The following is a 15,898-nucleotide window of genomic DNA, read 5'->3' as shown; positions in this document are numbered from 1 at the left end:
CCGAACCCCCATTGCCTCGGCGACTCTCACAATGGCTTGTGTCGCTGAGGGCCCAGGGATTACCGCGCCGCCTGGGGCGAGTGCCGCCCACCGGTGACGAAGGACGCGGTCAGTCGTCGATCGCCTGGTAGGCGGTGGTCCAGAAGTCGTGCCACATCGGCAGCCGCTGGTCGCCCGCGTGTGCCCGCTGCATGAACACGATCGCCGTCAGGTCCTCGGCGGGGTCGTTGTACCAGGCCGTGCCGTAGAAGCCAGGCCATCCGTAGCTGCCGACCGAGGGCCCGAGGTGTGTGCGGCGGGTCCGGACCGACATTCCAAAACCCCAGCCGATGGCGTCGAAGTAGCCGGGCCAGAACCCGGAGACGGCCTTCTGGGTCGCGGTCAGGTGGTCGCTCGTCATCAGCGTCACCGCAGGCCGCGACAGCACCCGCTCGCCGCCGTGGACACCTCCGGCAAGCAGCGCCGAGGCGAAGGCGAGGTAGTCCCTGGCGGTCGAGACGAGCCCGCCGCCACCGGACTCGAACAGGCGCGGTCGACTGAACCGCCCGTCGGGACCGTCCTCGACAACCGGCTCGCCGGTGGCGGCGTTGTCCTGCTCGTACGCCGTAGCGAACCGGCCGATGCTCTCGCTACCCACGTTGAAGGCGGTGTCGACCATCCCCAGTGGCTTGCAGACCCGCGCACGGATCGCATCCCCGAAGGACATGCCGGTGGCCCGGGCGATGAGCACGCCGGTCACGTTGGCGGCGGTGTCGTACATCCAGCGCTCACCCGGCTGGTGGACGAGCGGAAGGTCACCGAGCTGGCGGATCCACGCGTCCGGCGACTGATATTCGAGTGCGTCCAACGCGTCGGCGATCGGCACCGTGCCCGGCTCGGCAGGGACCATGCCGGTGCCAAGGGTGCCGTCCAGGACGTCCCGCAGCGTTATCGGGCGTTCCGCCGGGACGGTGTCGTCCAGCGGACCGTGGGGATCGACGAGCACTGTCATGCCCGCCAACTCCGGGAGAAGATCGTCGACCGGGTCGTCGAGGCGGAGCGTGCAGTCCTCGACGAGGGTCATCGCACACGCGGCGACGATCGGCTTCGACATCGAGCCCAGGCGACAGATCGTGTCGGCCGCCATCGGCGTCTGCGACCCGGGACCCTCGAACGCGAGCTGACCCGTCGCTTCGATGTGCACCTCACCGTGCCGGGCGAGGACGACCACCATGCCCGGGACGAAGCGGGACTCGACGTGGTGCTCAAGAAACCCCCGCACCCGGGCCAGCCGTTTCGACGAGAAGCCACCAGCAGCCACGCGTTCCTCCTCAGCTCGTCCCGCTGGGAAATTACACGCCAGACGGCGGTCGCACGGCCCGTGACGACGCGGGGGTGGAGGCCCGACCGAGCAGCAGGCCCCGCTTCCAGGGCACGAGCGAGCCTCATGGTGCCGAGTGGTGTCGGGTGGAGCGCTTCCAGCAGAAAGGGACGACCCCCGTCGGGGGGAGACGGGGGTCGTCGGAGGTTCGGCTCCGGGGGGGTCGAGCCGAACCACTCAGCGGTCACGGGGGGTGCAACCGCTGAGGGTCTGCCTGTTTCGGGGATGTGAAAGCTCGTCGTACGGACAAGTCTGCCTGAGCGGGCCCGTCACGTCGAGTGGTGCTGCCTCCACTCACTGCGAAAATCTCCTCGCAGAGTGTGAGCGTGATCACGCGGAGCGGAGAGCCCGCAGGTCTGAGGGGTGGCATGACCCCGGGCACCCGCCGACGATAGACCATCCGGCTAGACTTTCGCGCCGTGGGCCGAAGTGCCGCTTTCTTCGATCTGGACAAGACCGTCATCGCCAAGTCGAGCGCCCTGGCGTTCGGTCGGCCGTTCTACCGGGATGGGCTGATCACCCGGCGGGACGTGGTCAAGTCGGCGTACGCGCAGCTGATGTTCCGGCTGGGCGGCACCGACGAGCAGACCATGGCCCGAACACGGGACTACCTGGCTGCGCTCTGCAAGGGCTGGCAGGTGGAGCAGGTCCGCCAGATCGTCGCGGAGACGCTGCACGAGCTGATCAACCCCTACGTGTACGCCGAGGCCGCCGCCCTGATCGTGGAGCACCAGGCGGCTGGGCGGGACGTGGTGCTGGTGTCGGCGTCCGGCGAGGAGATGGTCCGGCCGATCGGTGAGCTGCTCGGCGTCACCGACGTGATCGCGACCCGGATGACGGTGGAGGACGGCCGGTACAGCGGCGAGGTCGAGTTCTACGCGGCGGGGCCGAGCAAGGTCGAGGCGGTCACCGAGTTGGCCGCCGCCCGGGACTACGACCTGGCTGATTCGTACGCCTATTCCGACTCGTACAGCGATCGCCCGTTGTTGGAGTGCGTGGGCCACCCGAGTGTGGTCAACCCGGACCGGCAGCTGCGCAAGCTGGCCTCGGAGAACGCGTGGCCGGTGCTGGAGTTCCGCCATCCGATCCCGCTGGGCCGGCGGTGGCGGGAACGGCCCGCTGTCCCGGTGGCCGCGGCGGCTCTGGGGGTCGGGGTGGGTGTGGCCATCGGCATCGCCTGGTATGGCCGCCACCGCCGAACCCGAGCCGCCACCACCGCCTGACACCACCCGTCCAACTGCTCAGGCGGCGGCGAGGATCTCGTCTCCGATGGCGGTGAGCTGGTCGGCGGCGACCTCGACGGCGGCCATGTAGTGCCGTAGCCAGGAGCGCAGCCCGTCGGGGGTGCCGGTGGCGAAGGCACCAGCCGCGCCGACGTACTCGGGCTCCCGCTCGCGGTGCCCGACGTCGACGGCGAGCAGGCCACGCGGGTCGAGGCCACTGGCGAGCAGCACCAGTCGGGCCGCTCCCCGGGCCACCACGCCGGACGGCCCGGCGAACGGGCGCAGGTTCAACAACTCCCCGTGTACGACAGCGGCGAGCACCAACGGGGAGACCTTCGTGCCGCCGGCGACGAGGCCGGCCAGCCCGTCCAGTCGGGTGGCGACCACCGGGTCGGCGACCGGGCGGCCCAGCTCGGCCTCCGTCACCAGGTCCCGTGCGGCGAGCACGTGCAGTTTCGCGAGCGCCTGGCGGGGCGCCTTCGGCCACAGCTCGCTCAGGCCCGGCAGCGCTCCGGCGACCCGCAGCGCCCCCTGGAGCACCGGGTCGGTGACGGTGCCGGCCCGGACCGCCTCACGCTCGTGCCCGGCCCCCTCGAGGGCCGCGCTGGCGACAGCGGAGCGCAGGCTGACCTCGGCGGCGACCTGTCCGCCGTGCCGGCGCAGCGCCCGGTGCCCGAGCGCCTGGTCGAAACGCGCGCGGGCCTGATCGACGGCGGCGGCGATGTCGGCGAGCGCGAGCAACGGGGCGAGCGGGTCGGTGGTCACCCCGCCACGCTAACGACCCGGCCCGGCGCGGCGGGCCGCACCCGCCTCCAACGCGACAGGGACCACCCTCCCGGCGCGGCGCGTGGGGGCACCACGCGTTCCATGAATCCGGGGTGTCCGCCAGGCCCAGACAGCGCGTTTTCAAAGAACCCGTGTTGATCAAGGCGCTTCGCGCCGCGCCCACCCACGGCGCCCTTGCCGGGCCGCACGGCCGGGGACGGGCCGCCGGGCGCGCCCCGGGGGCCGCTCGGCGCGAGGCAGTGGGCAGCCGTGGCCGGTCGCAGGCCCCGCGACTACCCTCGTGCCATCGAGACCCAGGTCACCCCGAGGATGAGGAGTCACGGCATGAGCGAGGCATTGGCCAATCTGCTGAACGAGACGCGCCAGTTCCCCCCGCCGGCCGAACTCGCCGCGCACGCCAACGTCACCATCGACGCGTACGCCGAGGCTGAGGCCGACCGGCTGGCCTTCTGGGCGAAGCAGGCCGATCGGCTGGCCTGGTCGAAGAAGTGGGATGAGGTGCTCGACTGGTCGAACCCGCCGTTCGCCAAGTGGTTCGTGGGTGGGCAGCTCAACGTCGCGTACAACTGCCTGGACCGGCACGTCGAGGCGGGCCGGGGCGACAAGGTCGCGATCCACTGGGAGGGCGAGCCGGGAGACACCCGCACCATCACGTACGCGGACCTGCACGAGCTGACCTGCCGGGCGGCGAACGCGCTCACCGACCTGGGGGTGACAGCCGGCGACCGGGTGGCGATCTACCTGCCGATGATCCCGGAGGCGGCGGTGGCGATGTTGGCGTGCGCCCGGATCGGCGCCGCGCACAGTGTGGTCTTCGGTGGCTTCTCGGCCGACTCGTTGAGCAACCGGATCCAGGACGCCAGCGCCAAGGTGGTGATCACCGCGGACGGTGGTTACCGGCGGGGCAAGCCGTCGGCATTGAAGCCCACTGTGGACGAGGCAGTGGCGAACTCCCCGTCGGTGGAGCACGTGCTCGTGGTCCGCCGCACCGGCGAGGACGTGGCCTGGACCGAGAAGGACCACTGGTGGCACGAGACGGTGGAGACCGCGTCGGCCGAGCACACCGCGCAGCCGTTCGACGCCGAGCACCCGCTGTTCATCCTCTACACAAGTGGCACCACGGCCCGCCCGAAGGGCATCCTGCACACCACCGGCGGCTACCTCACCCAGGCGTCGTACACCACGCACGCGGTGTTCGACCTGAAGCCGGAGACGGACGTCTACTGGTGCACGGCCGACATCGGCTGGGTCACCGGGCACTCCTACATCGTGTACGGCCCGCTCTCCAACGGCGCCACCCAGGTGATGTACGAGGGGACCCCGGACACGCCGCACAAGGGCCGGTTCTGGGAGATCGTCGACAAGTACGGGGTGAGCATCCTCTACACCGCTCCCACCCTGATCCGGACGATGATGAAGTGGGGCGACGACCTCCCGGCGGGCTTCGACCTGTCGTCGCTGCGCCTGTTGGGCAGCGTCGGCGAGCCGATCAACCCGGAGGCGTGGATGTGGTACCGGGAGCACATCGGCCGGGGCGAGCTGCCGGTGGTGGACACCTGGTGGCAGACCGAGACGGGCGCCATCATGATCTCGCCGTTGCCGGGGGTGACCGCGGCCAAGCCGGGCTCGGCGATGACGCCGCTGCCGGGCATCGTGGCCGACGTGGTGGACGACCAGGGCCAGTCGGTGCCGAACGGTGGTGGCGGCTACCTGGTGCTGCGCGAGCCGTGGCCGTCGATGCTGCGCACCATCTGGGGTGACGACGACCGGTTCATCGACACGTACTGGTCGCGTTTCCAGGGCATGTACTTCGCCGGCGACGGTGCGAAGAAGGACGACGACGGGCACATCTGGCTGCTCGGCCGGGTGGACGACGTGATGTTGGTGTCCGGGCACAACATCTCGACGACCGAGGTGGAGTCGGCGTTGGTGTCGCACCCGTCGGTGGCCGAGGCGGCGGTCGTCGGCGCGACCGACCCGACCACCGGTCAGGCGATCGTCGCGTTCGCCATCCCGCGGGGCAGCACCGACATCGCCGGCGAGGCGGGTGAGCAGCTCATCGCCGACCTGCGCAACCACGTGTCGAAGACGCTCGGCCCGATCGCCAAGCCGCGGCAGATCATGCTGGTGCCGGAGCTGCCGAAGACCCGCTCCGGCAAGATCATGCGACGGTTGCTGCGGGACGTGGCGGAGAACCGCTCGCTGGGCGACGTGACGACGTTGCAGGACTCCTCGGTGATGGACCTGATCTCCTCGGGGATGAGCGGTACGAAGTCCGACGAGGACTGACGGTAGGCGTACTCATTGGAGGGTGGCGGTCCGTTCGGGCCGCCACCCTCTGCCATGTCTTACGGATGCGGTCCGCGCCGCCCTGCCGGTGTCACATCGGTCGGTCGGGGGAGTCGGGAAAAGCTGAACGGGCACAGGCGTCGGCCACCACTGTCCTTTCGGCCGGTTGTGCTTTAGGTTCACGCAGGTTGGCAGAGTTCGACAGACATCGCTTCGATGGTCGGCAACCCCAACGTCCTCCTCCCCATGCCCGAGAAACGGAGCGGCATGAACCACAAACCGCAGTCCAGGGCGCGGCGACGACTACTCGTCGCACTGCCCGTCATCGCCCTCGCGGCCACGTCACTGACCGTGAGTGGCAGTGCGGCAGCCCAGCCGTCGTCCGGCACCCCCCAGGCGGTGATCGGCGCGGACGAGCACTACATCAACTACGCCGAGCCCGAGGTGCAGCCGGACACCACCGGCCGTGAGGTGAAGGGCAAGGGTGGCATCTACACCCCTGCCGCGGAATCCGCGCGCGCGTTCGACCAGAAGCACGCCCGGGGCAACCCGGTGACCGCACGGCAGCTGGCCAAGGACGAGGCCAAGTCGCTGAAGACGGGTCAGAACCCCCGCAAGTTCAAGAAGGCCCCGACCACCCAGACGGCGAAGCTGCTGACGCTGCTGGTGGAGTTCAACGACAAGGCCAACGACGACTTCACGAACGTCATGGTCCCCAAGACGGTGTTCGAGGACCGCACCTGCGTCCCCGGCACGGTCCAGAACGGCCCGAAGCACAACAAGATCGCGGACCCGGCGCGCCTGCCCCACGAGGACAACAACTCGATGTGGGTGCCGGACTTCTCGCCGCAGCACTACAACAAGATGCTCTACAGCAAGAAGGGCATCACCGAGCGGGTCCGTACGGACCTGAAGGGCCCGGACGGCAAGAAGGGCATCGACCTGTCCGGTCGCACGATGCACAACATGTACCTGGAGATGTCCAAGAACGCGTACACGGTGGACGGGCAGGCCAGCCCGTGGATCACCGTGCCGCACTCGGAGGGCTGGTACGCGGCCAACCGCTGCTTCCAGGACGAGACCGGCGCGTGGGTTCCCGGCCGTGAGCAGTCGATGAACGGCCACCCGGACAACCCGGCCGGCGCGGGCCGCCTGGCGACCGACGCGATCGACGCGCTCGTCGCGAAGGACCCGAACTTCCCGTGGGCCGACTACGACATCGAGGACCAGGCCGACCGCGACGGTGACGGCAACGTCTTCGAGCCGGACGGCGTGATCGACCACCTCGTGCTGGTGCACGCCGGCCAGGGCAAGTCCCGTGGCGGCGGCGATCAGGGCGTGTACGCGGTGTGGGCGCACTCCTCCACTGTCGCCGGTGGCTACACCATCCCGGGCACCAACCTGAAGGCGTCGAACTACATCGTGCAGCCGGAAGACGCCGGCGTCGGTGTCTTCGCCCACGAGTTCGGCCACGACCTGGGTCTGCCGGACCTCTACGATACGTCCGGCAACGCCGACTCCGACGTGGACTTCTGGGACCTGATGGCCTCGGGCTCGCACTCCGGTGAGATCTTCCAGGCGCTGCCCACGCACATGGGCATCTGGGACAAGTGGGTGCTCGGTTGGGCCGACCCGCTGACCATCCGCCCCGGGTCGAACCCGCGCGAGGTCAAGCTCGGCCAGACGTCGCGCACCCCGATCGACTCCGAGGACGGCATCAAGGTCGACCTGCCGGACAAGGTGACGACGCTGGCGACCCCGCACAGCGGCACGAAGATGTGGCACAGCAACAACGACCAGGAGTGGGCCGACGTCAAGCTGAGCCGCTCGGTCGACGTTCCGGCAGCCGCCGACTCGAAGTTCTGGATGTGGAACAACTACATCATCGAGGAGGACTGGGACTACGGCTTCGTCGAGCTCTCCACCGACGGCGGTACGACCTGGACCGAGCAGAAGGTGTACGACGAGGGCGGCACGGTGGTCACCACGCCGGACGGCTACCCGGACCCGAACGGCCGGATGAACGACTTCGGCGGCAAGAAGTACGGCCTCACCGGCAGCACCGACGGCTGGCGGCACGACTACGTCGACCTGTCGGCGTACGCCGGGACGACGGTTCAGGTGCGGCTGCGTCTGGCCACCGACGAGGCGTTCGAGGAGCGCAACTGGTTCGTTGACGACTTCTCGGTCACCGGCGGCGGCGCCACCACCTGGAGTGACGACGTCGAGGGCGGCGCCAACGGCTGGACGGCCACCGGCGGCACCTTCGTCGACACCACCGGCGCGGGCTGGAAGGTCTCCAGCGGCACCGAGGTGCACGCCCAGTACTACCTGGCGGAGTGGCGTAACTTCGACGGCTTCGACAAGGGCCTGCAGTACGCCTACGACACCATCTACTCGCACGAGGCGTGGAAGGTCGACCGGATCTCCTACAACGCTCCGGGCATGCTGGTGTGGTACCGGGACACCGCGCTCGGCGACGTCAACCACGTCACCGGGCAGATGACCGCGCTGCCCAGCTACGGCGCGAAGGGCGGCCTGCTCATCGTCGACTCGCACTTCGACCCGCTGCGCCGTACCGGCGAGGCGGCGGTGAAGGACCCGTCGGTGACCGACAACCTGCCCAGCCGCCCGCAGTCGTCGAACGCTGCGTTCACGCTGAACCGGACGTACCCGTTCACCGAGTGCCTGGAGGCGGCCGACGAGCCGTACAGCGCGTACTGCACGAAGTTCAAGGGGCTGCCGCCGGTGAAGGCGTTCACCGACGCCAAGGGCTGGTACCCGGGCATCGAGATGCGCGACGGTGCTGCCTACGCCCGCGACAACGACGCGTCGGTGGTCCTGCCGTCGCGTAACAACGCGCCTTACACCACCCGGGTCACCAACCCGGACGGCAGCCCTGCGCCGGAGTTCTACGGCGTGACCCTGGGCGGTGGCGCGATCGTGCTGGGTACCGGCAACCCGGGCGACGCCGGCGTGAACTACGGCGTCTCGCTGACGATCAAGAAGGCTGCCGGGGACAACTCGTCGGCCCAGATCTACGTGACCCCGGCAAAGAAGTAACTGTTTCACTGCTCGACAACTGACTGTGGGGCCGGTGGCGGAGACGCTGCCGGCCCCACTGTCTTGCGTGTGGTCAGATCGATCGAGAAATGTCGTTGTATACGGTCGCGGCCGCACCAGCGCTGCTCAGCGCGGCTGATGAACCGGCGGGGTGTGACGGTGAAAAGCATTCCCAACAAAATCTTGCAACAAATCGACGCGTTCGTCTTCCCACCTGTCCCGCCAGTAACTATGTTCACCAATGGTCCCACTAGTGGGATCGATCTCCCACCGGCCCCGTACCCCCGTTGGGCCGGTTCCCTCACACCGGAGGTACCACGTGCGCAAAGTCGCAGTGGGTCTGCTCGGGCTCTCACTGACGGCGACAGGCCTGGCTTTCGGCCCGTCCGCCTCGGCGGCGCCTCAGCCCAAACTGCCGGCAGCAGCACCGGCCGCTGCCGAACCGCAGGCACTGCAGGATGAGCTCCCCGACAAGCTCGAGGAGAAGCGCCGCGCGCTGCGTCAGCAGGGTCTCAGCGACGTGCTGAGCGGTCGCAGCAAGCCGATCGAGCGCAACGGAAGCACGGTTGTCAAGGTCGGCGAGGTCGGCAAGGCGGGCGGAGCGGGTGCCAACGCCCGCGCGCGTGCCGGCGCCGGCACGCAGTCCAGGGATCAGTACGTCGAGCTCAAGCGTGAGCGGACCGACAAGATCTTCGTGATCCTGGCCGAGTTCGGTGACGAGCGGCACCCGTCCTACCCGGACAAGGACATGAACCCGGATGTCGCCGGTCCGGCGACGTTCGATGGGCCGCTGCACAACAAGATTCCCGAGCCCAACCGGGCCGTGGACAACTCCACCATCTGGCAGCCGGACTTCAGCCCGGACCACTTCCGCCAGCTCTACTTCGGCACCAACCCGGGCGACGAGTCGCTCAAGCAGTACTACGAGGCGCAGTCCTCGGGTCGCTACACCGTCGAGGGTGAGGTGACCGACTGGGTCAAGGTCCGGTACAACGAGGCCCGTTACGGCCGCTCCGACGACCCGAAGGCCGACGACGACCCGACCGGCGACCCCGCCGTCTGCGCCGACAACGTCTGCCCGAACACCTGGAACCTGATCCGCGACGCCGCCACCCAGTGGGTCGCCGACCAGAAGGCCAAGGGCCGGACGGACGCGCAGATCGCCACCGAGATGAAGTCCTTCGACCAGTGGGACCGCTTCGACTACGACGGTGACGGCGACTTCAACGAGTCGGACGGCTACATCGACCACTTCCAGATCGTCCACTCCGGCGGCGACCAGGCCGACGGTGACCCGCAGCAGGGTGAGGACGCGATCTGGAGCCACCGTTGGTCGGCGTTCAACAGCTCGCCCGTGGGCCCGCCGAACTTCCCGATCGGCGGCACCCAGATCGGCAACACCGGCGTCTGGATCCGCGACTACACGATCCAGCCGGAAAACGGCGGTCGTAGCGTCTTCTACCACGAGTACGGCCACGACCTGGGCCTGCCGGACGACTACGGCCCGGCGGACAACAGCAACGAGCACTGGACCCTGATGGCCCAGAGCAGGCTCGGCGCCAAGAACGACGTCGGCATCGGCGACCGGGGCGGCGACCTCGGCGCATGGAACAAGTTCCAGCTCGGTTGGCTCGACTACGAGGTGGTCGTGGCGGGGCAGAAGCGCACGATGGAGCTTGGCCCGCAGGAATACAACTCGAAGAAGGCACAGGCCGTCGTTGTCGTGCTTCCGAAGCGGGAGTACACCTTCAACTACGGCGCGCCGTTCGAGGGCTCGAAGCAGTACTTCTCCGGTAACAAGGACAACCTCGACGGCACCATGACGAGGACGTTCGACCTCACCGGTAAGTCCGCGGCGGCGCTGTCGCTCAAGGGCAAGTACAGCATCGAGGAGACCTACGACTACCTCTACTTCGAGGCGTCGACGGACGGCGGTCAGACCTGGGCCGACCTGGACGGCACGGTCAACGGCCAGCCAATCGGCGTCGACGGAGCCGGCCGCCCGGCTCTCGACGGCAGCAGCAACGGCGCGTGGGCCGACATCAACATCCCGCTGAACTCGCTGGCCGGCAAGGTGGCGCAGGTCCGCCTGCACTACGTCACCGACGGTGGGGTCTCCGAGGGCGGCTTCTTCGGTGACGCGATCACCGTGACCGCCGACGGTCAGACCGTGCTCAGCGACGGTGCCGAGACCGACGCCGGTTGGGCGCTCGACGAGTGGGAGGTCGTCGGTGCCACCTACACCGACGAGTTCGACAACTTCTACATCGCCGGCAACCGGTCGTACGTCTCGTACGACAAGTACCTGAAGACCGGCCCGTACTTCTTCGGCTACGCGAACACCCGCCCGGACTGGGTGGACCACTACGCGTACCAGGAGGGCCTGCTCATCTCGTACTGGAACACCCGCTGGGACGACAACAACACCGCCCCGGCGTCGCCGACCAACCCGGGTGGTCACCCGGGTGAGGGTCGCAACCTGTACATCGACGCGCACCCGCGCCCGATCTACAACCTGACGGGGGCTCCGTGGCGGGCCCGCGTCCAGATGTACGACGCACCGTTCAGCCTGAACAAGGCGGACTCGTTCACCCTGCACCTCAACAGCCAGCCGCAGTACATCCGTGGCCAGGCCGCTGAGCCGCTGTTCGACGACACCAAGAAGTACTTCTACGAGGAGCTGCCGAACCACGGCGTCAAGCTCCCCGCTACCGGTGTCAAGATCAAGGTTCTGGAGCAGGACGGCACCTCGATGAAGATCCGGGTCAGCTGACCACTGATCCCGCACCAACAGCGACGCCCGGGCAGGTCATCTGCCCGGGCGTCGCGCTTTGTGCGCCACCCTCCCGGATGACCCGGACCCTGTTTCCGGGGACGGCCGAGCCAACTCCCCCGGGCCCGATCCGGGGCAACCCGGGGCTTTCCCCTGTTCAACGTGACCGCCAGGGTCGCCTGCGGCAACCGGGTCCTAGGCTGTCTGCCATGACCGACCAGCGCGGCGGGGCCGTCGACGAGTCCTGTGTCCTCACCGAGGGGCCGTGGACGCACCGTTTCGTCGGCGCCAACGGCAGCCGGTTCCACGTGGTCGAGGGCGGCACCGGGCCGATGGTGCTCTTCCTGCACGGCTTCCCGGAGCACTGGTGGGCCTGGCACCAGATGCTGCCGGCGATCGCCGACGCCGGCTTCCGGGCGGTCGCCGTCGACCTGCGCGGCTACGGGGCGAGCGACAAACCACCCCGGGGGTACGACGGCTACACCCTCGCCGCCGACATCGCCGGACTGATCCGCGCGCTCGGTGAACGGTCCGCGACGATCGTCGGCAGCGGCCTCGGTGGCATGGTGGCCTGGACGGTGGCCTCGTTCCACCCGTCCCTGGTCCGCCGGCTCGTCGTGCTGGGGGCACCGCACCCGCTGCGACTGCGCGCCGCCATCTTCGCCGACCCGCGCGGGCAGTTCACCGCTTCCACTCCGGCGTTGAAGTTCCAGCTACCCCGCTACGAGCACGTCCTGACCCGCGACGGCGCCGCGGCCGTCGGCGAGATCATGCGCCGCTGGGGCGGCCCACAGTGGGTCGCCGGGCCGGACTTCGAGGCGTACGCCGAGCGGTGCCGGGAGGCGATGTGCATCCCGCAGGCCGCGTTCTGCGCGCTGGAGGGTTACCGCTGGGCATTCCGCTCGCTGCTGCGACTGCACGGCTACCGGTTCGTCCGCCTGATGCAGAAGCCGCTGTCCACCCCGACCCTGCAACTGCACGGCGCCCTGGACACCGCTTCCCTGCCCCGCACCGCGCTGGGTTCCGGCCGATACGTCGTGGCCCCCTACGAGTGGCGGTTGCTCGACGGTGTGGGGCACTTCCCGCACCTGGAGGCGCCGGAGCTGGTGCTCGGTGAAATTCTGCGATGGGCGAAGACCTGACCGGTCAGACCCGCTGCTCCCGCAGGTCGGTGACCTCGGCGGCCGGCGCCCAACCCTGGTAGACGCCGAAGTCGAAGACCTCCAGCCGCATCGCCTCGGCCACCGGCCAGCGACCACCCGTGTACTCCACCCGCAGCCAGGCGTCGTGCTCGCCGAGCACTATGAACGGCTGCCCCTGCCAGGTGCAGGTGGTCCGCACGTACGCCAGATCCTCGATCTCGCTCGCCGGCAGCACCCGGACGTAGCGGCCCGCGCGGACCTCCTCGAAGCCCTCACCCGGCTCGGGCTGGTAGAGGCGGATGTCGTCGCCGTCCGGGCTGGCCTGGTATTCCCGGCCCTGCCAACGGGCCACGTAGCCGTCGCGCATCACGCCTCCCCGACCCGTCGCCAGGTGACCGAGTCGGTGTCCAGCTCGGCGACCACCCGCTCGCTGCCGTCCGCGCCGATGCGCCAGAGTTGGGCGCCGTGCGGCAGCCGTGCGCTGTCCACCTTGAACTCCGCCACCACGTCGCTGCTCTCACCCGGGGCGAAGCCGTTGCCCCGGAACGGCGGACGTTCGATGACCCAGCCCTCCATGGCCCGCATCGCCGGCTCGTTCTGACCGCCGTACGGGATGCGGTAGAGGCTCGGTCGGTGCGCCGGCCAGCGCAGCACGTAGATCTCCTCGGCGTCCTGGGCGAACGGCGAGCCGGGGTAGCTCAGGCCCAGCGCCTCGTGCAACTGAGCCGGTGTGGTCAGGTGGGACAGCTCGCCGGCCCGGTGCACGAACCCGGACACCCGGTCGTACCCGCGATCCAGGTAGTACGCGAGTTGGCTGGGGGCGATCGCCTTCTGCATGACCGTCGGCCGGGTCGGGTCGACCGCTGCGGGGGCGTACCGGGGACGGGCGGCGGGTTCGGCCACGGCCGGCGCTTCCACCTGGTCCACTTCCAGGTCGTCCCCGAGCCCCACCTCGGCGGCCCAGTTGGCCAACGCGACGATCTGCTCGCCGGGCAACTTGGCACCCACCGGCGTGCCCGGGTTGACGGCGAACGACCAGTCCTCGTCGGGCCAGCGCCGGATCAGTTGGGCGAACTTCACCCGGACCGTGTCGATGTCTCCCTCGACATGGTCGGCGAGGCGCTCCGACGACGTGTAGACCACCACGTACGTCTCGCCGTCGAGCTGCCCGGTACGCCAGACGAAGCCGGGATCCCCGGGGCGGCTTCCCCGCGCCGAGTCCGGTGCCGCCGGCAGCAGCACCCGAGCCAGCAGCAGGGTGGACAGGAACGTGTCGGTGCTGCCCGAGCCGGCGGCATTGAGCAGGTCTTCCTCGACCGTGTTCGCCGGCTCGAACTCGACCGGCGGCGGCTCGTCGGCAGGCGGGTAGGGGCCGTCAGCCGCGGTCATGCTCTCGCCGCCGGCCGGGCTTCCCGACGAGCCCCCGCTGTCGGAGCGATCGTCACTGAGCGGGGCGTCGGCCCCCAGGTTGCCCAGGCCATCGCCGACAGCGCCGGACTCCGCCGGAATCACGGGCTGCGGGACGGACGGGCTCGGAGCGGGCTGGTCGGGGCTGAAGGACGGGGGTGCGAACGGACCGGGGCTGGCGAACGGCGGCGGGGCGGCCTCAGCGGGGCTGGGGGACGCCGTGAACAGGCCCGGACCGGAAGACGCCGGGCCGAACGGCGGTGGCGCGGCGGCCTCGGTGGGGCTGGGCGACGACGGACCGAACAGGCCCGGACCGGGGGGCGTCGAGCCGAACGGCGGCGGGGCGGCCTCGGCAGGGCTGGGCCGCCGGGGCGCGTCGACCGGCGAGATGCTCTCGACCGGGTCGGTGAGGTCGCGGGACTCGATGATGGTGCCCTCGATGACGATGGGCGTGAAGCCTCGGCGCGGCGCAGGCGGGGCGGAGACCGGTTCCGCGACGGACACCGGCAGATCCTCGGCCGGCTCGAACCTGCCCGGCCGGTCCTGGGGAATCGCCTGCGTCTCCTCCGCCGATGGCCGACCGAGCCCACCGGTCGGGCGAGGCTCGCCGGTCACCCGGAACGCGCGGGTGGGCTCCTCGGCCAGCGGGTTGTGCCGGCGCGGCGGCAGCGGTTGGGTGATTTCCTCGCCGGACGGCGGCGCGTCCATCCCGCGAGGCGCGCCGAGGCCGCCCTCCGGCCGTCGTACCGGCTGAGTGGCGGCCGGGTCCGCCGCCATCGGAAAGGCCCGCGTCGCTGTCTCGTCGGCCGGCGCATCGGCTGGGCGGCGGCGAGGGAAGGGCTGACTGCCTCGACCGAACCGGGTCGGCGGGGCCGCCCGGTCACCGGGGCGTCCCCCGCTCGCGGCCGGGTCGCGGGCCGGAGTGGGGTCGAAGAAGGAGCGCCGAGGCGCGGCCTGGGGGCCACCGTTGCCGTTGGCCGGGGCGGGGCCGTCGACGTCGCCCGGCCGGGTCGCTGCCGGCCAGCCCGCACCCGGCCCAGCCTGGTCGGTGGTGGGGCCGGCGGTAGCCAACGGGGTGAACCGGGACGGCCGGCCGGTGCGGGGCAGTGCTCCGACGCCTGGGGCGGGCCGAGGCGGTTCGGTCGGGTGCCGCTGACCGGCGGCGGGCAGGTCCTCCTCGCCAGGTCGGCGCGGCGGCTCAGCAGAGGCGGGTGGCCGGGGCGCCGGACCCGGCACCGGCGGGGCACCCACTCGAGGGCCCGGGCTCCGCGCGGGCCTTCGGGGTGCGAGCGGAGCGCTCTCGGGCGCGGACGGGGCCACCCCCGTCACGGGAGGTGATCCAGCGGCTGTGGCGGTGTCCCGCGGTGGCGCGCCGGGCCGGGTGCGGGCCAGGGTCTCGGCCCGCTCCAGGCGAGCGCGGGCACCCATGGCACGGCCGGGCAGCCGCACGTCACCTCGGGACAACTGCGACACGAACCAGGCCGGCAGGTAACCCTCGACCGGCAGACCCGGATTGACGGCGAGCCACCACTCGTGGTTGGGCCAGCTGGCCGCGAGGTCGGCGAAGGGGATGCGTCGGTTGCTGCCGGCGTGATCGCCGAGGCAGGCTCGCAGTGCGGCGGCGGAGGTGAAGGCCAGGACGTGGGTCCGGCCGCCGGTGGTCCAGGTGCCCCACCCGGCAGGTGGCTGGCCGGGCTGCGTCGGCGCGGAGACCGGCAGCAGCACATCAGTGCGGGACAGGAGCCGGAAGTAGAGCTCCTGGTCGTTCGCGCGCAGAGCGTCGCGCATCGCCACCTCGGCCTCCGTGGCCGGTTCCCATGCGGTCACGGCCACCTCCCCTTCCGAGAACAGGCCA

General features: G+C 70.2%; 9 protein-coding genes. 5 read left to right on the top strand and 4 right to left on the bottom strand.

Annotation, left to right across the window (positions count from 1 at the left end; genetic code table 11):
• Positions 1–109 precede the first annotated feature (109 nt).
• Positions 110–1,300, bottom strand: a complete 1,191-nt coding sequence (locus tag ACLQ3F_RS20010; RefSeq protein ID WP_425850687.1) for a serine hydrolase domain-containing protein — start codon at positions 1,298–1,300, stop codon at positions 110–112.
• A 479-nt stretch (positions 1,301–1,779) separates the two neighbouring features.
• Between ACLQ3F_RS20010 and ACLQ3F_RS20005 the strand changes: the two genes are divergently transcribed.
• Complete coding sequence (locus ACLQ3F_RS20005) at positions 1,780–2,583, top strand: HAD family hydrolase (RefSeq protein WP_357201880.1); 804 nt, start codon at positions 1,780–1,782, stop codon at positions 2,581–2,583.
• Positions 2,584–2,601: 18 nt separating this feature from the next.
• On the opposite strand, the gene ACLQ3F_RS20000 is transcribed toward ACLQ3F_RS20005, so the two are convergent.
• On the bottom strand, positions 2,602–3,348 hold the full coding sequence (locus tag ACLQ3F_RS20000; RefSeq protein WP_425850685.1) for an oxidoreductase: 747 nt from the start codon (positions 3,346–3,348) through the stop codon (positions 2,602–2,604).
• Positions 3,349–3,693: 345 nt separating this feature from the next.
• On the opposite strand from ACLQ3F_RS20000, the gene acs reads away from it, so the two are divergent.
• The 4 genes from acs to ACLQ3F_RS19980 all read left to right on the top strand — a co-directional run bounded on the left by acs (position 3,694) and on the right by ACLQ3F_RS19980 (position 12,636).
• Complete coding sequence (acs, locus tag ACLQ3F_RS19995; RefSeq protein WP_393218148.1) at positions 3,694–5,658, top strand: acetate--CoA ligase; 1,965 nt, start codon at positions 3,694–3,696, stop codon at positions 5,656–5,658.
• 267 nt (positions 5,659–5,925) lie between these two features.
• Positions 5,926–8,721, top strand: a complete 2,796-nt coding sequence (locus tag ACLQ3F_RS19990; RefSeq protein WP_357257673.1) for an immune inhibitor A domain-containing protein — start codon at positions 5,926–5,928, stop codon at positions 8,719–8,721.
• A gap of 334 nt (positions 8,722–9,055) precedes the next feature.
• The gene (locus ACLQ3F_RS19985) at positions 9,056–11,494 is read left to right on the top strand and encodes an immune inhibitor A domain-containing protein (protein WP_425850753.1); all 2,439 of its coding nucleotides are present in this window, start codon (positions 9,056–9,058) and stop codon (positions 11,492–11,494) included.
• 209 nt (positions 11,495–11,703) lie between these two features.
• Positions 11,704–12,636: an alpha/beta fold hydrolase gene (locus tag ACLQ3F_RS19980; protein ID WP_112638703.1), complete on the top strand. Its 933-nt coding sequence runs from the start codon at positions 11,704–11,706 to the stop codon at positions 12,634–12,636.
• Positions 12,637–12,640: 4 nt separating this feature from the next.
• Here the strand turns inward: ACLQ3F_RS19980 and ACLQ3F_RS19975 are convergent, their stop codons facing one another.
• Both ACLQ3F_RS19975 and ACLQ3F_RS19970 read right to left on the bottom strand, forming a co-directional pair.
• A complete protein-coding gene (locus ACLQ3F_RS19975; protein WP_030486287.1) occupies positions 12,641–13,006 on the bottom strand; it encodes a hypothetical protein in 366 nt (121 codons plus the stop codon).
• Positions 13,003–15,870: an SseB family protein gene (locus ACLQ3F_RS19970; protein WP_425850681.1), complete on the bottom strand. Its 2,868-nt coding sequence runs from the start codon at positions 15,868–15,870 to the stop codon at positions 13,003–13,005. The genes ACLQ3F_RS19975 and ACLQ3F_RS19970 overlap by 4 nt, the downstream gene beginning before the upstream one ends.
• Between the last annotated feature and the right edge of the window lie 28 nt (positions 15,871–15,898).

Origin of the sequence: Micromonospora sp. DT15, assembly GCF_049841475.1 — a bacterium.
In the GTDB taxonomy this organism is placed as follows: domain Bacteria; phylum Actinomycetota; class Actinomycetes; order Mycobacteriales; family Micromonosporaceae; genus Micromonospora.
This window is presented reverse-complemented; position numbering and strand designations above follow the sequence as displayed.

What these genes read in the sequence shown, in the direction of transcription:
- acs (WP_393218148.1), top strand. Translation starts at nt 3,694, where the DNA reads ATGAGCGAGGCATTGGCCAATCTGCTGAACGAGACGCGCCAGTTCCCC.
- ACLQ3F_RS19990 (WP_357257673.1), top strand. Translation starts at nt 5,926, where the DNA reads ATGAACCACAAACCGCAGTCCAGGGCGCGGCGACGACTACTCGTCGCA.
- ACLQ3F_RS19980 (WP_112638703.1), top strand. Translation starts at nt 11,704, where the DNA reads ATGACCGACCAGCGCGGCGGGGCCGTCGACGAGTCCTGTGTCCTCACC.